Annotated in this window: 13 protein-coding genes; 5 read left to right on the top strand and 8 right to left on the bottom strand. The window is 66.7% G+C overall.

Translation table 11 applies throughout. The features are described from left to right. The first annotated feature begins 41 nt into the window (after positions 1-41). Positions 42-1,121 carry a polyamine ABC transporter substrate-binding protein gene (locus G7026_RS07600; RefSeq protein ID WP_181070147.1) on the top strand — a complete coding sequence of 360 codons (1,080 nt, stop codon included), beginning with the start codon at positions 42-44 and terminating at the stop codon, positions 1,119-1,121. Then, the gene (locus tag G7026_RS07595) at positions 1,108-3,453 is read left to right on the top strand and encodes a putative bifunctional diguanylate cyclase/phosphodiesterase (protein WP_181070146.1); all 2,346 of its coding nucleotides are present in this window, start codon (positions 1,108-1,110) and stop codon (positions 3,451-3,453) included. Before G7026_RS07600 ends, G7026_RS07595 begins: the two co-directional genes overlap by 14 nt. 9 nt (positions 3,454-3,462) lie before the next feature. Here the strand turns inward: G7026_RS07595 and G7026_RS07590 are convergent, their stop codons facing one another. Both G7026_RS07590 and G7026_RS07585 read right to left on the bottom strand, forming a co-directional pair. Further along, positions 3,463-4,863, bottom strand: a complete 1,401-nt coding sequence (locus G7026_RS07590; protein ID WP_181070145.1) for a sigma-54-dependent transcriptional regulator — start codon at positions 4,861-4,863, stop codon at positions 3,463-3,465. Further along, positions 4,850-6,337, bottom strand: coding sequence for an ATP-binding protein (locus tag G7026_RS07585; protein WP_181070144.1), 1,488 nt, complete (start codon positions 6,335-6,337; stop codon positions 4,850-4,852). Before G7026_RS07585 ends, G7026_RS07590 begins: the two co-directional genes overlap by 14 nt. Before the next feature lie 152 nt (positions 6,338-6,489). Between G7026_RS07585 and G7026_RS07580 the strand changes: the two genes are divergently transcribed. After that, the gene (locus G7026_RS07580; protein WP_181070143.1) at positions 6,490-6,882 is read left to right on the top strand and encodes a DUF4168 domain-containing protein; all 393 of its coding nucleotides are present in this window, start codon (positions 6,490-6,492) and stop codon (positions 6,880-6,882) included. A gap of 58 nt (positions 6,883-6,940) precedes the next feature. Here G7026_RS07580 and G7026_RS07575 read toward each other — a convergent pair whose 3' ends face one another. The 5 genes from G7026_RS07575 to G7026_RS07555 form a co-directional block, all read right to left on the bottom strand. Beyond that, positions 6,941-7,276 carry a c-type cytochrome gene (locus G7026_RS07575; protein ID WP_181070142.1) on the bottom strand — a complete coding sequence of 112 codons (336 nt, stop codon included), beginning with the start codon at positions 7,274-7,276 and terminating at the stop codon, positions 6,941-6,943. A gap of 47 nt (positions 7,277-7,323) precedes the next feature. Next, on the bottom strand, positions 7,324-8,598 hold the full coding sequence (locus G7026_RS07570) for a PQQ-dependent sugar dehydrogenase (RefSeq protein ID WP_181070141.1): 1,275 nt from the start codon (positions 8,596-8,598) through the stop codon (positions 7,324-7,326). 180 nt (positions 8,599-8,778) lie between these two features. Further along, positions 8,779-9,513: a substrate-binding periplasmic protein gene (locus tag G7026_RS07565; protein ID WP_181070140.1), complete on the bottom strand. Its 735-nt coding sequence runs from the start codon at positions 9,511-9,513 to the stop codon at positions 8,779-8,781. Between the two features lie 15 nt (positions 9,514-9,528). Continuing rightward, entirely contained in the window at positions 9,529-10,872 is a 1,344-nt protein-coding gene (locus tag G7026_RS07560; protein WP_181070139.1) for a diguanylate cyclase domain-containing protein, read from the bottom strand. Next, the gene (locus G7026_RS07555) at positions 10,873-11,640 is read right to left on the bottom strand and encodes a substrate-binding periplasmic protein (protein ID WP_375138189.1); all 768 of its coding nucleotides are present in this window, start codon (positions 11,638-11,640) and stop codon (positions 10,873-10,875) included. Positions 11,641-11,988: 348 nt separating this feature from the next. Between G7026_RS07555 and G7026_RS07550 the strand changes: the two genes are divergently transcribed. Next, the gene (locus G7026_RS07550) at positions 11,989-12,630 is read left to right on the top strand and encodes an acetoacetate decarboxylase family protein (protein ID WP_181070138.1); all 642 of its coding nucleotides are present in this window, start codon (positions 11,989-11,991) and stop codon (positions 12,628-12,630) included. Between the two features lie 7 nt (positions 12,631-12,637). Here the strand turns inward: G7026_RS07550 and G7026_RS07545 are convergent, their stop codons facing one another. After that, positions 12,638-14,059 (bottom strand): hydroxysqualene dehydroxylase, encoded by a 1,422-nt coding sequence (locus tag G7026_RS07545; protein ID WP_181070137.1) that lies wholly within the window; start codon positions 14,057-14,059, stop codon positions 12,638-12,640. A gap of 284 nt (positions 14,060-14,343) precedes the next feature. Here G7026_RS07545 and G7026_RS07540 point away from each other — a divergent pair, with 284 nt between their 5' ends. Beyond that, complete coding sequence (locus G7026_RS07540; RefSeq protein WP_181070136.1) at positions 14,344-15,384, top strand: threonine aldolase family protein; 1,041 nt, start codon at positions 14,344-14,346, stop codon at positions 15,382-15,384. Positions 15,385-15,411: the final 27 nt, after the last annotated feature.

Raw genomic sequence — 15,411 nt, 5'->3', positions numbered from 1 at the left:
ACCACGATCGAGAGGGCGGCGCCGACCCGATCGGACTCTCGATGACTCCCATACGCTTCTTGCCCCGCGCGCTGCGACGCGCCTGCGTGGCCGTACTCCTGTCGAGCGCGCCGTTGTCGACGATGGCTGCCGCGGCTCAGCACCTGACCCTGCTCACCTGGGAGGACTATCTCAGCGCGGAGGTGATCGAGCGCTGGCAAGCCAGGACTGGCGTCGCGATCGAGCAGATCTACTTCGACACCAGTGACAAGCGCGACGAGATCCTCGCAAGGCCCGACCACCACATCGACCTGGTACTCACCGAACGGGTCAGCTCCGAACGTTTCGGCGCACGCGGCATGTTTGATGCCATCAGCGAAAAAAACCTCCCCAACCTCAAACACCTGGCGTCGCCCTGGCGCGATCGGTGCGGCCCTTACAGCGTTCCCTACCTGTGGGGCACCATGGGGATCGCCTATCGCGCCGACCGTCTCGCTGTCGCGCCCGACTCCTGGGCCGACCTGCTGCGGCCAGCAGTGACCAGGCCCCACGTGATCATGATCGAGGACCACGAAGACATCCTCGCAGGCCCCTTGATCTACCTGGGTCAGTCCATCAACACGGCTGACAACGACGCCCTCAAGGCCGCCTTCGAGATGCTCCAGGCGCAGGCGCCGGCGGTGCTCACCTATGAGTACGCCATCACCTCGCTCAAGGCGCAGCGGTACCTGGAGCACGCCGACATGGCACTCGCCTTCAGCGGCGATCAGCACGTGCTCAACGAAGTGGACGGCGTCGAAGGCAAGCCCTGGCGCTACGTCGTACCGAAAGAAGGCACCCTGCTGTGGACCGACTGTTTCTCGGTGCCTTCGCGGACACCCAACAAGGAACTGGCCTACCGTTTCCTGGCGTTTCTCGCCGAGCCGGAGATTGCAGCGCTCAATGCCGAGGCGCTCGGTGTCGCGACACCCAACGACGCGGCGTATTCACTGTTGCCCGAACGCCTGCGGGAAGACCGCTCCATTTACCCATCCACGCCCGTGCTGCAACGCAGCCAGGTCTATGAAGCGCGTCCGCTGGAGTCAACGCAGACACGCCGCCGTATCATCAGCGCCCTGATCAATGCTCATGACGCTCGGTAAACGTGCACTGCTGGTGATCTTTCCGGTCATCCTGATCGTCCAGCTGCTGGCGGCAAGCGCCGCCTACCTGACCCAGCGAGCGTCCCTGGTCGGCCTGGAACAGGCGCGCCTGGACCAGCAGTTGGCGGTACTCAAATCGGCCTTTTCCGACTACCAGGCCTTCAACCGCAGCGTGCTTTACGCCATCAGCAACAGCGAATCACTGCTGCTGTTTCTGCGCGAGTCGGATATCAGCTACCGCAACGAGACCCTGGGCTTGCGCATCCAGCAGAGCATCCGTTCGCTGTCCAACACCACGCTGTCGTTCGTTTCGTTCGCGATCGTGCAGCCCGACGGCCAACCGGCCTATTACTTCGAAAGCAGCCTCTCGCCGTTTTCCACCCTCGGTGCTGCCCAACAGCAGGTGATCGCCGAGGCACGCCGATCGCCTGCGACCGGGAAGATGATCTACCTGGCCGAGGCGGTCGGCGGCCCGTTGCTGCTGCATACCGACTTCATCCTGCCGGCCTCCTCCAGCAGGCCCCTGCCGAGCCAGCGCCAGGACGCGTTCGCATTGCAGTTGGCCGTGCGCCCGGACCACTTCCTCACCCTCAAGCAACGCCTTGAAGCGGAGTACGGCGCGGCCTTGGAGATCGCCGATCGTTTCGACCCGCGCAGCGCCGAACTCACCGCCCAGGTCGGGCTGACGCGCTCGCTGCACGCGCGACTGGTCCCCAGCCCCGACTATCTGGCTCAGCGCCTGCAGGGACTGCGCCTGGCCTTCCTGTTCGGCAGCGCACTGATGTGCCTGGCCTCGATCGGCCTGCTGCTGTGGCTGATTCGCCGCTACGTCACCGCGCCGATCTGCCGCCTGGACGCCCAGCTCACCGACCTGCTGCTGCACCGTCGCGACGCGCTCGACGAACCGAGTGAAGGCGGTGAGATAGGCCGCCTGACCGTCAACATGAAGACCCTGCACGACCGCAACACCACGGCGCTGCAACGCATTCAGGAGATTTCCTGGACCGATACCCTCACGCGCATCAGCAACCGTGCCCACTTCGGCGTGCTCGCCACCGCGATGTTCGAGCAATGCAGCCTCCACGGCGGGCAGCTGGCCCTACTGTTCATGGACCTGGATAACTTCAAGCAGGTCAACGACCAGCATGGCCACGACGCCGGTGATGCCCTGCTCAGGGCCTTCGCCGTTCGCGTGGGCGATGTGCTGCAGATGCACCAGCGCCACCATCCGGGCACCGAAACCACCTTCGCGCGGCTCTCGGGAGACGAATTCGCGATTCTGCTCAAGGCGCCGACACAGGACAACACGCTGCCGGCACTGACCAGTGCGCTGGTCGGCCTTTCACGCGGCGGTTTCAGGCTCGACGGGCGTACCTATCCGGTCAGCGTGAGCATCGGCACCGCGCGCTATCCGGAAGATGCCGGCTCGATCACCCAGCTGCTGACCCGCGCCGACACCGCGATGTACCAGGCCAAGGCCGAAGGCAAGAACGTCGCGGTGCCCTTCTCCGCCCAGTTGGAGCAGCGTGACGAGCGCATCCGCGCGATAGAGGAGCAACTGCGCCAGCTCCACGGCGACCGTGAGCTGGCACTGACCTACATGCCGGCGATCGATGGCCAGGGGCGCGTGGTGACCTGCGAGGCGCTGCTGCGCTGGCATTCGCCGGAGCTCGGCGTGGTCTCGCCCGCCGAGTTCATCCCGATTGCCGAGCGCGCCGGCCTGTTCGCCAAGATCGACGCCTGGGTGGTGGACAAGGCCATGGGTAGCTACGCCGAACTGGCCAGGCTGTTCGGCGAGGACGTGGTGCTGGCGATCAACGTGTCGTCGGCGCAGCTCAACGACCGACGCATCTGCCACTGCCTGATCGAGCGCGCCCGCCATCACGGCATTGCGCCCGAGCGAATCGAGATCGAACTGACCGAGACCTACGCCGCCGAGCTCAGCAGCTGCACCATGGACGTGGTGCAGGCGATTCGCGCCGCCGGCTTTCGCGTGGCCATCGACGACTTCGGCGTCGGCTACACCTCGATCCAGCAGATGCTCGAATACCCCGCCGACACCATCAAGCTGGACATGGCCATCGTCAAGCGCCTGACCCAGCCGGAGCTGCACGAAGGCCTGGCGGCGATCGTCGCCTTCTGCCAGGCCCAGGGCAAAAGGGTCACTGCCGAGGGCGTCGACAGTCTAGCCATGCAGGCGGCGCTGCTCGGTGCCGGCTGCGACCTGCTGCAGGGTTATCTGATTTCGCCGCCCCGGTCACTGGACGAACTGGGCGAATGGTCCGCTCGCCAGTACCGGGAACGCCCCGCACCGCAGCGCGCCGGGGGCTAGCGGCTGCGGTCAGGCGTCGTCCTGTTCCTGCTCCCCGAGCCGTCGATAGAGGGTGCGTCGACCAATGCCGAGCAGGGCCGCTGCACGGCGCTTGTTGCCGTCCACCAGGGCCAGGACATGGCGGATGTAGCGCATCTCCAGCTCCTCGAGGGTGGGCAGCAAAGGGCCGTCGATCAACTGACCCAGCAGTTCCTCGGCGGCGCCCGAGGCGGCCTCCTCCTTGTAGCCGGCGATCCGCGCGGGCAGGTGTTCGAGTTCCAGGGTGCGGCCATGGCAGAAGGTCACGGCCCGCTCGATGGCGTTCTGCAGCTCACGCACGTTGCCGGGAAACGGATAGCGCTGCAGCTGCTCGAGCGCCGCGCGGGACAGTCCGCGTACCGGCCGGCCGTCACGCGCCGCGAAATGGGCGACGAAGCCGGCGGCCAACAGTTCTCGGTCGTCCTCGCGCTCGCGCAGTGGCGGCACCTGCAGCAGGAAGGTCTCCAGGCGAAAGAACAGATCCTCGCGGAAGGATTCGCGCCCGGCCTCGGTTTCCAGCGCGCGGTTGCTGGCGGCGATGATCCGCACGTCCACGCTGAGTTCACGCTCGGCGCCTACCGGGCGGATGGTGCCTTCCTGCAACACGCGCAACAGCTTGGCCTGCAGGGGCATGGGCATCTCGCCGATCTCGTCGAGGAACAGAGTGCCGCCATCGGCCTGCTGGAACAGGCCCTTGTGGGCGCGGCTGGCGCCGGTAAAGGCGCCAGCGACATGGCCGAAGAACTCGCTTTCGAGCAGCTCGGCCGGCAGCCCCGCGCAGTTGATCGCCAGGAACGGCCGCTGCGCCCGATCGCTCTCGGCATGGATGGCGCGCGCCACCAGTTCCTTGCCGGTGCCGCTCTCGCCGATCACCAGCACCGGACCGGCGGCCCGCGCCAGCTGGCGAATCTGGTCGAACAGGCTGCGCATCACCCGACTGCGCCCGAGCATGCCGTGGAAGCGGTCGTCGCTGAGCAGCTGCCGGAAGCGCCGCACCTCGCCGCGCAACCGGCGCGTTTCCAGCGCACGCGCGACGGCAAGGCCCAGATGATCCAGATCCAGCGGCTTGGTCAGGAACTCGTCGGCGCCCTCCTTCAGGGCGGCCACCGCCTGCTGGATGCTGCCAAAGGCGGTCACCACCAGGAACGCCGGTGCCGCCTGCATGCCGCGCACCCGCCTGAGCAGGGCCATGCCATCGGCGCCGGGCAGGCGCAGGTCGCTGACCACCAGATCCGGCTCCCAGCTTTCGAGCAGCGGCAGCGCCTGCTCGGCACTGCTCACCGATTGCACCATCAGGCCGCGGTCTTCCAGCTCCTCGACCAGCAGCTGGCGCAGGTCCTGGTCATCCTCGACCACCAGCACCCGTTCGGGCGTCGTGTCATCCTTTTGCATCGTCAGGCTCCTCTGCGGCCAGCGCCAGGGTTATCCGAAAGGCCGCACCGGGCAGCTGGCCGGTGACCAGCTCGATGCGCCCGCCGCTTTCGGAAACCACCCCATGGGCGACGGCCAGCCCCAGACCGCTGCCCTCGCCGACCGGCTTGGTGGTAAAAAAGGGTTCGAACAGGGTGCTGCGGTGCGCCTCGTCCACGCCCGGCCCGTCATCCTCGACCTGCAGCACCAGCTGCTCGCCGTCGCGCCACCAGCGCAGGAGCACCCGCCCGCCGGGGCTCGCCTGGGCGGCGTTGCGCAACAGATTGGTCAGTGCCTGCTCGAAGCGCGGCGGATCGACCCGGCATTGCAGCGACTCGCCCGGGCCCTGCAGCTCCAGCTTCACCTGCAATGCCGCCAGCTCGTCGGCGACCGCCGCAGCCGCCGAATGCACCAGCACTTCGGCCGGCATGCGTCGCAGCGGGCGGCCGGCCGCGCGGCCGAAGTCCAGCAGTTGCCGCACGATGTCGCTCAGGCGCTGCACCTGGGCGCGTATCTGCAGCAAGCCGCGGCGCTGGGGTTCGTCAAGATGCTCGTCACGCAAGACGCGCTGAGCCTTGCCATCGATCACGCTCAAGGGGCTGCCCAGCTCGTGCGCAACACCCGCGGCCAGCCGGCCGACCGCAGCCAGTTGCTGGCTGCGTTGCAGTTGCGCTTCCAGCTCCAACTCGCGGGTTTTCTGCTCGCCCATCCGCCGTTCGGCCTCGGCGATGCCGTCGAGCATGCCGTTCAAGGCGCGGCTGAGTACGACCAGCTCCGCAGGCCCCGCCGGCGGCACGCGGTGGGAGCGATCGCCACGCCCGACCCGGGCCATGCTCAAGGTCAGTTGCTGGAGGTGCTTGCCGATCGCCGCCCAGTGGCCGAGCAGTATCACCGCGACCAGCACGCCCGCGAACAGGCCGGTCAGGCCCGCCGCACTCAGGCGCAACCGGCGGATGTCGTGCTCGAAGTCGCCCCAGCGGCGCGTGACCTGGAGCATGCCGTTGATCTGCCCGCCGCTCTGCTCGAGCGGTACGAAATAGGAATAGACCTCGTGCCCGCGAATCCGCTGATAGCTGCCGGTACGCTTGCCATCGGCGGTAAGCTCCTGGATGGCGGCTTCGTCCGGATCGGGCTCCACGGCACCGGCGGAGGCGACCAGCTTGCCGTCGCGGTCGTAGACATAGGCGCCGTACACGCGGCCGACGCCCAGCACCGATTCGAGTACCTGTTGCAGGCTGCCATCCTGATCGTTTTCCAGGCTCGCGCTGAGTGGCAGTCGCACCGCCCTGGCCACCAGTTCAACCTCAGCCTGCAGACGCCGTTCGCTGTTGCGCTCGACCGTCCACAACAGCAGTGAGCTGAAGCCGATCATGATCGCTACCAGGGGCAGGACCACCTTGAGGACGAGGGCGCCGCGCAGGCCCGAAAGGCCTTGCCAAATTGCTACATGTGCCATATTGGCACCATACGGCATTGCCCAGCCGAGGTCCAAGGCTCATGCCGTCTTGAGTTAAAATCTTTATATATCAAGTGCTTATATAAGCACCCAGCAGCTGGCACGGCATCTGCTTCAGTCCAACCGTCACTTCAGCAACCGAAGGAATCCAGATGACCATGCTCACCACCCGTATCGCATCGGCCAGCTTGCTCGCTTTGTTCATGGCCGTGGGTGCGTCCCAGGTCTCGGCCCAGACCAGCGGAGCACAGCCACCGGCCGCCCAGCCGGCCCCCGCCATGCAGGCCGCCAACATCAGCGAAGAGAAGCTGGAGAGCTTTGCCGACTCGCTCGGCGAGATCATGCAGATCCGCGAGGAGTTCACTGCCCGCCTGGAAAGCACCGGCGACCCGGCCGAAGCCCAGCAGTTGCAGCAGGAAGCCAACGAGAAAATGATGAACACTGTCGAGAGCAATGACCTGAGCGTCGACGAGTACAACGCCATCAACGAGGCCATCCAGAACGATCCGGAGCTGCGCAACCGCGTCATCGCGATGTTGCAGTAAACCTGCCCTGCGGCAACGACAGCCCCGGCGACCCTTCGCCGGGGCTTTTTCGTCTGCGCTATTCGGGAAGCTCGACGGTCACCTTGATCGCCGAATACCAGGCCGTCAGATCGGCGATGTCCTCGTCGCTCAATCCCTTGGCGATGATGCTCATCTGCGGATGCTGCCGCTCGCCGGCGCGGTAGGCCGTCAATTGGGTACGCAGATAAAGCTCGGAATTGCCGGCAAGGTTCGGTGCATCGGGCAGCTTGCTCAGCCCATCCAGGCCGTGGCAGGCCACGCATACGCGGGCCTTGGCCTTGCCGGCCGAACGATCGGCCGCCTGCACCCCGCCGCCGACGAACGCCATCGCCAGCACCAGTACGCCGAATCGGCGCAGCCCTGATCTCGTCATGCTCCGACCTCCCAGTCCCTGAACGGTGGAAACGCCCATCGCGCCCATCAATTCGGAGCCGAGTAGGAGATGCGGTAGATGGCGCCAGCGGTGTCGTCGCTGACCAGCAGCGAGCCGTCCTTGAGCTGCGCCACATCGACGATGCGCCCGAAATACTCACCCGTCCCTTCGTCCAGCCAGCCTTCGGCGAAGGGAATGGTCTCGCCCGAGGGACCGCTGCCGTCGGCGGCGAAAGGCGTGAACATCACCCGCGCGCCCGCAGGCACGGTGCGGTTCCAGCTGCCCCGCTGGGCACTGAACAGCCCGCCGCGGTACTGCTCTGGAAACATCTTGCCGGCGTAGAAAGTCAGCCCCATGTCGGCCGCGTGGGCCACGGTTTCCACTACCGGCGGCGTCAGCCCCTCGGGCGGCGTGTCGTCGGCGTATTCGGTGGTACGCGTCGAGCCACCGCCGAACCAGGGCATGCCGAACTGCATGCCGGCTTGCGGCGCATGGTTGATCTCACCGGCTGGTACATCGTCGCCCATGCCGTCGACCTGGTTGTCGGTGAACCAGAGTTCCTTGGTCGTCGGATGATAGGTAATGCCTACCGAATTGCGCACGCCGGTGGCGTAGACCTCGCGCTTGCTGCCGTCTCGCTCCATGCGCACGATGCCGCCGATGCCGTGGGTGCGGTAGAGCTCGAGCTTGTCGCGCGGTGGCACGTTATGGGGTTGCCCCAGGGAAATCGTCAGGCGATTGTCTGGCCCCACCGCACAGACCCGGGCGCCATGGTTGTAGCTTTCCTCTTCGCGGGGAATCAGCTCGCCGGTCGGCACCACGATGTCGGCCGCCACGTCCGGCCCCTCATAGAAGAACTCGGCTGCGGGAAACACCAGTACGCGGTTGTGTTCGGCGACGAAGAGGAAGCCGTCCGGGCTGAAACAGGGGCCGGGCTGGGTGAAGCTGATCGCCGGGGCGAAGCGCTTGACCTCGTCGGCGGTGCGGTTCTTGGTGCGATCGCTCACCGCCCACAGGTCGGTCTTGCGGGTGCCGACGAAGACCACCCCGCTGGACGGCCCGACCGCCATGTGGCGGGCGCCGGGCACGACCGCGTACAGGTCGATGCGAAAGCCTTCGGGCAAGCGGACGCGCTCGAGGTTGGCACGGATCGCATCGGCGGTCGGCCCGGTCTGCGGCACGGTTTCCATGTCGAGCGATTGTCCGGTGGTCTTCATCGCACGCATGCGTTCGAGCGCTTCGTCACTGGTGGGCTGCTGGGCGGCGACAAGACCGGCGGCCAGTGCCAGCGCGGCACCAATAGACAAGGATACGGAGTTCATAAGGCACTCACCTCGGCGGGGGCCACCTCGCGGATGGCCGTTGTTGTTGTTTTTTTAAAGCGCCTCCCGAGCAGCGGCCACTCACACCGGCAGCGCTCGGGGAATACGGGCTCGCAACACTGAGCGTAGCGGCTGCCGGCCGCTTTGCCAGAATCGCCAGTGGCCGTAGAGAGGGGACTTTTACCGCACCGGCGACATCGTCCGGGCCACCAGGCCCTCGGCGTGCAGGTGCTCGAACGCTGCGAGGGTACGCAGCACCACGTCTTCGTCGGTTTGCAGGCTGTAGGCCATGTACAGGCCCGTCGCCAAGTTGAGGGTGAAGACGCGCTCGAGGCAGTTCCTGGCGAGCCCGGCCTCGTCGCAGTACAGCTCCACCGCCCGCTCCGACAGCGGCACCAGGTCGACCTGGCCGTTGAACAACAGCTTGATGCTGTCCGCGCTCGAGGCGCTCACCACCAGCTTGGCAAACCCCTCGCCCTGCAGGTAGCGGTACCGGACATCTTCACGCGGCACGCCAATACGGTACGGTTTTGCCTGGCCCAGCTCATCGACCTGGATATCCTCGCGCGCGGGTAGCCGATACAGGTGATAGTCGATCCGCAGGATTTCCCCGACCCAGTGGAACAGGGCCTCGCGCTCGTCGGTGCGGGCAATCAGATAGATCAGCACGTTGGGCTCGCGCAACGCGCTGTCGTAGGCCCGCGCCCAGGGGTACAGGCCGATGCGGTAGTCGTCCAGGCCGGCATGCGCGAGGGTCGCCTCGACCACTTCGGTCGCAGGGCCGGCGACCTTGCCCTGGCGCAGGTAGACGAAGGAGCCGTCTTCGGTGACCACGCGGATACTGTCGGCCCACACGCTGGGCGCGAGGCAGAGCAGCAACAGGGCGACACACAAGATGTTCGGTGACGAAGTCATGAGGGGCTTGGCATCCTAGTCGGCGACCCGGTTGCGGCCCTGCGCCTTGGCCCGGTAGAGGGCCTCATCGGCACGGTGCAGCAAAAGGTCGAAACGGTCCATGGTTTCGGCATCGAACGCGGCCAGCCCGATGCTCAGGGTCACATGCGGCGCCACCGGGGAGTCGCCATGGGACAGCGCTCGCTCGGCCAGTCTCTGCTGCACGTGCTCGGCAGCCCGCATGGCGCTGTCCTGATCGGAGCCCGGCAGGAGCACCACGAACTCCTCGCCCCCCAGGCGCGCCACCAACTCGCCCGCGCGGCCAAAGGTGGATGTCAGCGTTTCGGCCACGACCTTAAGGCAGCGGTCTCCCGCGGCATGACCGTGGGTATCGTTGTAGCGCTTGAAGTGGTCGACGTCGCACATCAACACCGTCAGGGGCTGGTTCAGGCGCTGGGCACGGCGAAATTCCACATCCTTGAGTTCGTCGAACTGCCGTCTGTTGGCCAGGCCGGTCAGTGGGTCGCTGCGACTGAGCTCTTCGAGTCGGGCGTTGGCGGCCCTGAGTTCCGCGGTGCGCTCCTGCACCAGCTCGGCGAGCCGGTCGCGGTGCGCGGCGAGATCGAGCTCGTCCTGGCGTTGCCGCTCCAGGTAGGTCGAGAGCTTGGCCTGCAGTTTGTTGATGCCAGCCTCCAGCAGGCTCAGCTCATCCTGGCGGCGGGCCGAGCGCTCCAGCCGTAGGCGCTTGCCGAGGCTCGCCGGCGACAGCTGCGCCAAGTGCCGGGCGATGACGCGAACATGTACCGTCACGGTCTGGTTGAACATCCACATGATCAACCCGGCCAGCAGCAGCGACTGGATCAGCTGGGTCACGACGATATCGATCAACTGGTGGTAAAGCCGCTCCCAGAGCAGGCTTTCGCTGCCTTCCAGAATGAGCCGCCCCACGACTTCGCGCGCCCCCGGATAAGGCTCGTAGATGAGCGTTCGCGAGAGCGTCGGTGCCCGCTGCGTAGCCAGGTTCTGGCCACTCGAGCGCGTCAGGATCTCAGGCTCGCGGCCGGTACGCGGCAGTTGCAGCTCCACGCGGCCGACGGGCGCCGCCCTGGAAACGCTGTCGAGCTGGTCCGTCAGGGCCTCGCTGTCCATTTCCCAGATCGCCTTGGATAACGTGTTGCGAAACACCTGGTCGATCAGCGTCAGCTCCGACTCCATCGCGTACTGCGCGTTTCCCCAGGCAAACCAGCTGCGCACGCCCACGGCCAGCACGGTGAATAACAGGCAGAAACCCAGCGTCGCGAGCACCAGGCGTCGGCCAAGCGATTGCCTGAGCGGGGCGGGAGAGGACGCGGCGCGATCCAGCGGTTCGGGACGGCCCATCTAGAGCCACTTGCGCGCGATAGCGTCGTAGCGTCCATCGGCACGGACGCGTTCCAGTGCCTGGCGGACACGCTCGACCAGCTCATCGGGCGTATCGCGGCTGAAGGCCATGTTCAAGCCATCGGCGCCACCCAGGTCTCCGATCGCCAATTGGGCAACGGCCACCTCGGCCGGATTACCGGTCGCCTGGCGCACCAGGTAGTGGGCGTTCAGCTCGTTAGAGATCCAGAGATCGACGCGGCCGGCCTTGAGCTTCTCGTAGTTGTGCTCGTACCTGTTGCTCGACTGCAGATTGCGTCCGATGACGAACCCCCTGGCGGTCAGATACTGCTCGCCGACGTCTTGCTTGACCGTGGCGATCTGGTACTGGCGCGCATCCTCGAGACTCTTGAGGTTGAACTGCCGACCCGGCAGGGAAAACAGGTACCAGTCGGTCGAGGCGAGGCTGCCGACCCATTTGAACAGCGCTTCGCGCTGGGGCGTGCGGGCGATCGAGTAGATCAGAACGTTTTTTGCGTTGAGCGCGATGTCATAGGCACGCGCCCAGGGCATCGATTGAATGCTGGCCTCGACGCCGGCTTCTTCCAGTACCGCGCGGACCACTTCGGTGGACAGGCCGGTGAGCTGGCCGTCCACCGTCATGTTGTAGGGCGGCAGCTCCTCGGTGATCACACGGATCGCCGGCTCGGCAATGACCTCAGAGCCCCACCCGAGCCACAGCAGGGCGGGCAGCAGCCATGCACGACAGCGAGGCAGCGGTATGTTCACAAGCAACTCCCAGGCGGTCGACGCCAGACAACGGAGGATCAGAAGGCATAGTGCCATCATCGGCAAACTGATCAAAGTAACTGTTCTTCGGCGGTGCGTGGAGGAACTTCAATACCGGCGCGCCGATGAGGTTTCCCAGGGCCGATCAGCCGACAAGCGGTACCTGGAACCTGGCCACCCGCCACGTTGCCCCGGGCTCATGCTAGCGGCGCCAAGGCCGCAGCCCGCCCGGACAGTGCCGGATGCTCACCAAGTCGAGCCACAGCCGGATACCCGGTGCCGCCGGAAAAAAGACGGACGACCGGCCGGTGATTCGGAACCCGCCGGGCCGTGCGGCGTCCATGCTTCATGGACACACACGACGAAACCCGCTTTCCTCAAGCCCCCTGGCACCTGACCGGCACCGCCTGCGCGTCGGCCTGGCGGGTGCCGGCACGCGACCTGCCACCGGTCCCGAAAGGGCTGGACTACGTCACCCTAGGCGACACCGCGCTGGTGCTGACGATCTGGGCGGCGTATCTGCCCGGCGGCACGCTGGCCTACAACGAGCTGGCCGTGGTGGTGGCGGTACGACGCCACGGCATGCTGGCGCCCACCGGGACCGTGACGCATATATGGGTCGATGACGAGCGCTCGGCCACCGGAGGCCGCGAGCTTTGGTCCATTCCCAAACAACTGGGCGACTTCGTCAGCGAGCCGCATGCCGACGAGAAAGGCTTCGCCGCTCGGCTGAGCACCGACGGCCAACCGGTGGCCTCGGTCAGCTTCGCCCCGAACATGAGCCTGCCGGGGCAACCGAGCGCCAGTGGCTTCGTGATCCAGCAGAACGATTGCGGCCTCTTGCGCACCCGCTGCCGCGGTCGTGGGCGCCTGGTGACCGGCCGTGCCAGCTGGGATTTCGCCGCCACCGGTCCGTTGGCCTTCCTGCACGGCAGAACGCCGATGTTCAGCCTGCGGGTGCGCGACCTGCAGGCCTCGTTCGGCATCTGACCTCGCTTCAGAAATCCTCACCCTCCTGACCGGAGCGCAACCAGCGACCCAGGCCACCCGGCCTCGGCGGCGGTAGCGCCAAGCGCCGGTACAGGCCCCGCTCGGCGAGCACGCCCTCGGCGGCCAGCGCGCCGGCGCGCGTGGCGCTCTCCATGCAGTACGGCAGCGCCGTGTCCACCCAGTCGCCGGCAAGCCATAGGCCCTGCTCCACCGCCGTTTGCGGTCGCGCCGTCTCGGTGCCGGGAAACGCGGCCGGGATGGCCATCGGTATCCGATGCACCGAGGCCGAGAGCAACTGCGCGTGCTGCGCCTGTGGCGCGAAGTCGGTGATTTCGCGCCGGGTGGCCTCGATGATGGCCTCGTCGGAGAGCGCCTCGACCCGCCCGCTCCAGATGATATTGCTGGCGATCAGCGCGCCGCCCCGGGTCGCCGGGCGGATGTTGCTCAGGTTGTAGAAATCGGTGTTGTACCCCTCCGGGCACCAGGGCCGCGCCCAGAACCGCGCGTCGGTTATCGGCCGGTCGAACCACAGGTAGCAGCTGATGTAGGGGCTGGGCTGGAACAGCCGGGCCGTCCGCGCCAACGCGTGGTCGGCCGGCAGCAACGGCGCGATGGCGGTCGGCGGTACGGCCAGCACCACGGCCGGCGCCTCAACCTCGGTTCCATCGCCCAGACGTATACCGGTCACCCGTCCCTGCCCGCGCAGGAACCCGGTCACGCCGCTACCCAGCCGCACGTCGCCACCATGACGCCGGATGAACTCGATCGCTGGCCACGCATAAAGATCGCTGAGCCCGACCTTCGGCATGCCGAAGGCGATGTCGTTGTGGCCGAGGGCCTGACCCAGCAGGCGCATCAGCGAGGCCGCCGAGCAGCGCTCGACCGGCACCGCGAGAACGGCCATCGCCGCCGCGGCCCAGAACCAGTCGATGAAGAAGTCGCTCACCCCGCAGCGCCGCAGGTGCTCACGGCCGGTGATCGCGTCCAGCTTCATCAGCTCCGGCCCCGTACTGCGCAGCGTCTGCCAGGCCAGCCGCGTGTTGCTGAGCAGATGGTGCAGCGGCACGCTGGGCAGAATGCGCGGCAGGTTGCGAACGAAATGCAGCGGCGCGGGCAGGCCGCCGACCTTGAAATGCATCGAGCGGCCCCGATCGAACACCGTCAGCAGCTCTTCGGTCTGCCACAGCACCTGGTCCGCCGTGCCCAGGCGTTCGAGCAGGGCGCACATGTTGGCGTACTTGTTGAGCAGGATGTGCGGACCGATGTCGACGCTGTCGCCCATCACCGGATCGCTCCAGCTGCGCGCCCGTCCGCCGGGCACCTCGGATGCCTCGAAAACGCTGACCGCGAGCCCGGCCTCGGCCAGCCGCACCGCGCAGGACAGCCCGGCGATACCTGCCCCGACGATCACCGCATCAGGCTTCGTCACAGGTAGGCCGGCGCTTGCGGGTCATGGAGCGGCAGGGACAGCCGGGTCAGGGACATGGACGGCATCCACGGTGGGGTTGAAAGCTTCGACAGATCCTGCACCGGGGACGTTCAGCGGCCCGCGCAACGCACGGCGTAGACGGTGTGACAGCGCCTAGGCCGGCGATACTGTCGCAGCCGTCGGACAACACGCCGGGCTCAGGCGCAGGTACCATTTGAATTGAAGCCCGACTGAAAACACGGCCGCCATGCGCCGGCCGCGTTGCCGAACAAGGAAATACCCCCATGACCGACACCACCCAGCAATTCGCCAGCGACAACTACGCAGGCATCTGCCCCGAGGCCTGGGCTGCCATGGCCGAAGCCAACCAGGGCCACCAGCGCGCCTACGGCGAAGACAGCTGGACGGCGCGGGCCGCCGATCACTTCCGCCGGTTGTTCGAAACGGATTGCGAGGTGTTCTTCGCCTTCAATGGCACGGCGGCCAACTCCCTCGCCTTGGCGTCCCTGTGCCAGAGCTACCACAGCGTCATCTGTGGCGACACCGCTCACGTCGAGACCGACGAATGCGGCGCACCGGAATTCTTCTCCAACGGCTCCAAGCTGCTGCTGGCCCGAACCGAACAGGGCAAGCTGACCCCGGAGGCCATCCGCGAGGTGGCGCTCAAGCGCCAGGACATCCACTTCCCCAAGCCGCGGGTCGTCAGCCTGACCCAGGCCACCGAAGTCGGCACCGTCTACCGCCCGGCCGAACTGCAAGCCATCAGCCAGACCTGCCGCGAACTCGGCCTGCACCTGCACATGGACGGCGCACGCTTCGCCAACGCCTGCGAATCGCTCGGCTGCAGCCCGGCCGAGCTGACGTGGAAAGCCGGCGTCGACGTGCTCTGCTTCGGCGGCACCAAGAACGGCATGGCCGTGGGCGAGGCGATCCTGTTCTTCGACCGCAAACTGGCCGAGGACTTCGACTACCGCTGCAAGCAGGCCGGCCAGCTGGCGTCCAAGATGCGCTACCTCTCCGCGCCCTGGGTCGGCGTGCTGCAGGACGATGCCTGGCTGCGCCATGCGGGTAATGCCAACGGCTGCGCCCGCCGCCTGGCGGAGCTCGTGGCCGACGTGCCGGGCGTCGAGCTGATGTTCCCGGTGGAGGCCAACGGCGTGTTCCTGCAACTGTCCGAGCCCGCGATCGAAGCCCTGCGCGCACGCGGCTGGCGCTTCTATACCTTCATCGGTGCCGGCGGGGCTCGCTTCATGTGCTCCTGGGACACCGAGCTGGAGCGGGTCGAGGAACTGGCGCGCGACATCCGCCAGGTAATGGGCGCCTGAAGCGCCTCTGACTCACCAGAAGCAGGC

The sequence above is a fragment of the Stutzerimonas azotifigens genome, assembly GCF_013522725.1.
Classification (GTDB): domain Bacteria; phylum Pseudomonadota; class Gammaproteobacteria; order Pseudomonadales; family Pseudomonadaceae; genus Stutzerimonas; species Stutzerimonas azotifigens_A.
The sequence above is the reverse complement of the archived record's forward strand: the minus strand, read 5'-3'. Positions and strand labels throughout refer to the sequence as shown.

Bases quoted from the DNA above. Each gene is read 5' to 3' on its own strand.
- G7026_RS07560 (WP_181070139.1), bottom strand. From the start codon at position 10,872: ATGGGCCGTCCCGAACCGCTGGATCGCGCCGCGTCCTCTCCCGCCCCG.
- G7026_RS07565 (WP_181070140.1), bottom strand. From the start codon at position 9,513: ATGACTTCGTCACCGAACATCTTGTGTGTCGCCCTGTTGCTGCTCTGC.
- G7026_RS07570 (WP_181070141.1), bottom strand. From the start codon at position 8,598: ATGAACTCCGTATCCTTGTCTATTGGTGCCGCGCTGGCACTGGCCGCC.
- G7026_RS07575 (WP_181070142.1), bottom strand. From the start codon at position 7,276: ATGACGAGATCAGGGCTGCGCCGATTCGGCGTACTGGTGCTGGCGATG.
- G7026_RS07600 (WP_181070147.1), top strand. From the start codon at position 42: ATGACTCCCATACGCTTCTTGCCCCGCGCGCTGCGACGCGCCTGCGTG.
- G7026_RS07540 (WP_181070136.1), top strand. From the start codon at position 14,344: ATGACCGACACCACCCAGCAATTCGCCAGCGACAACTACGCAGGCATC.
- G7026_RS07590 (WP_181070145.1), bottom strand. From the start codon at position 4,863: ATGCAAAAGGATGACACGACGCCCGAACGGGTGCTGGTGGTCGAGGAT.
- G7026_RS07550 (WP_181070138.1), top strand. From the start codon at position 11,989: ATGGACACACACGACGAAACCCGCTTTCCTCAAGCCCCCTGGCACCTG.
- G7026_RS07580 (WP_181070143.1), top strand. From the start codon at position 6,490: ATGACCATGCTCACCACCCGTATCGCATCGGCCAGCTTGCTCGCTTTG.
- G7026_RS07585 (WP_181070144.1), bottom strand. From the start codon at position 6,337: ATGGCACATGTAGCAATTTGGCAAGGCCTTTCGGGCCTGCGCGGCGCC.
- G7026_RS07595 (WP_181070146.1), top strand. From the start codon at position 1,108: ATGACGCTCGGTAAACGTGCACTGCTGGTGATCTTTCCGGTCATCCTG.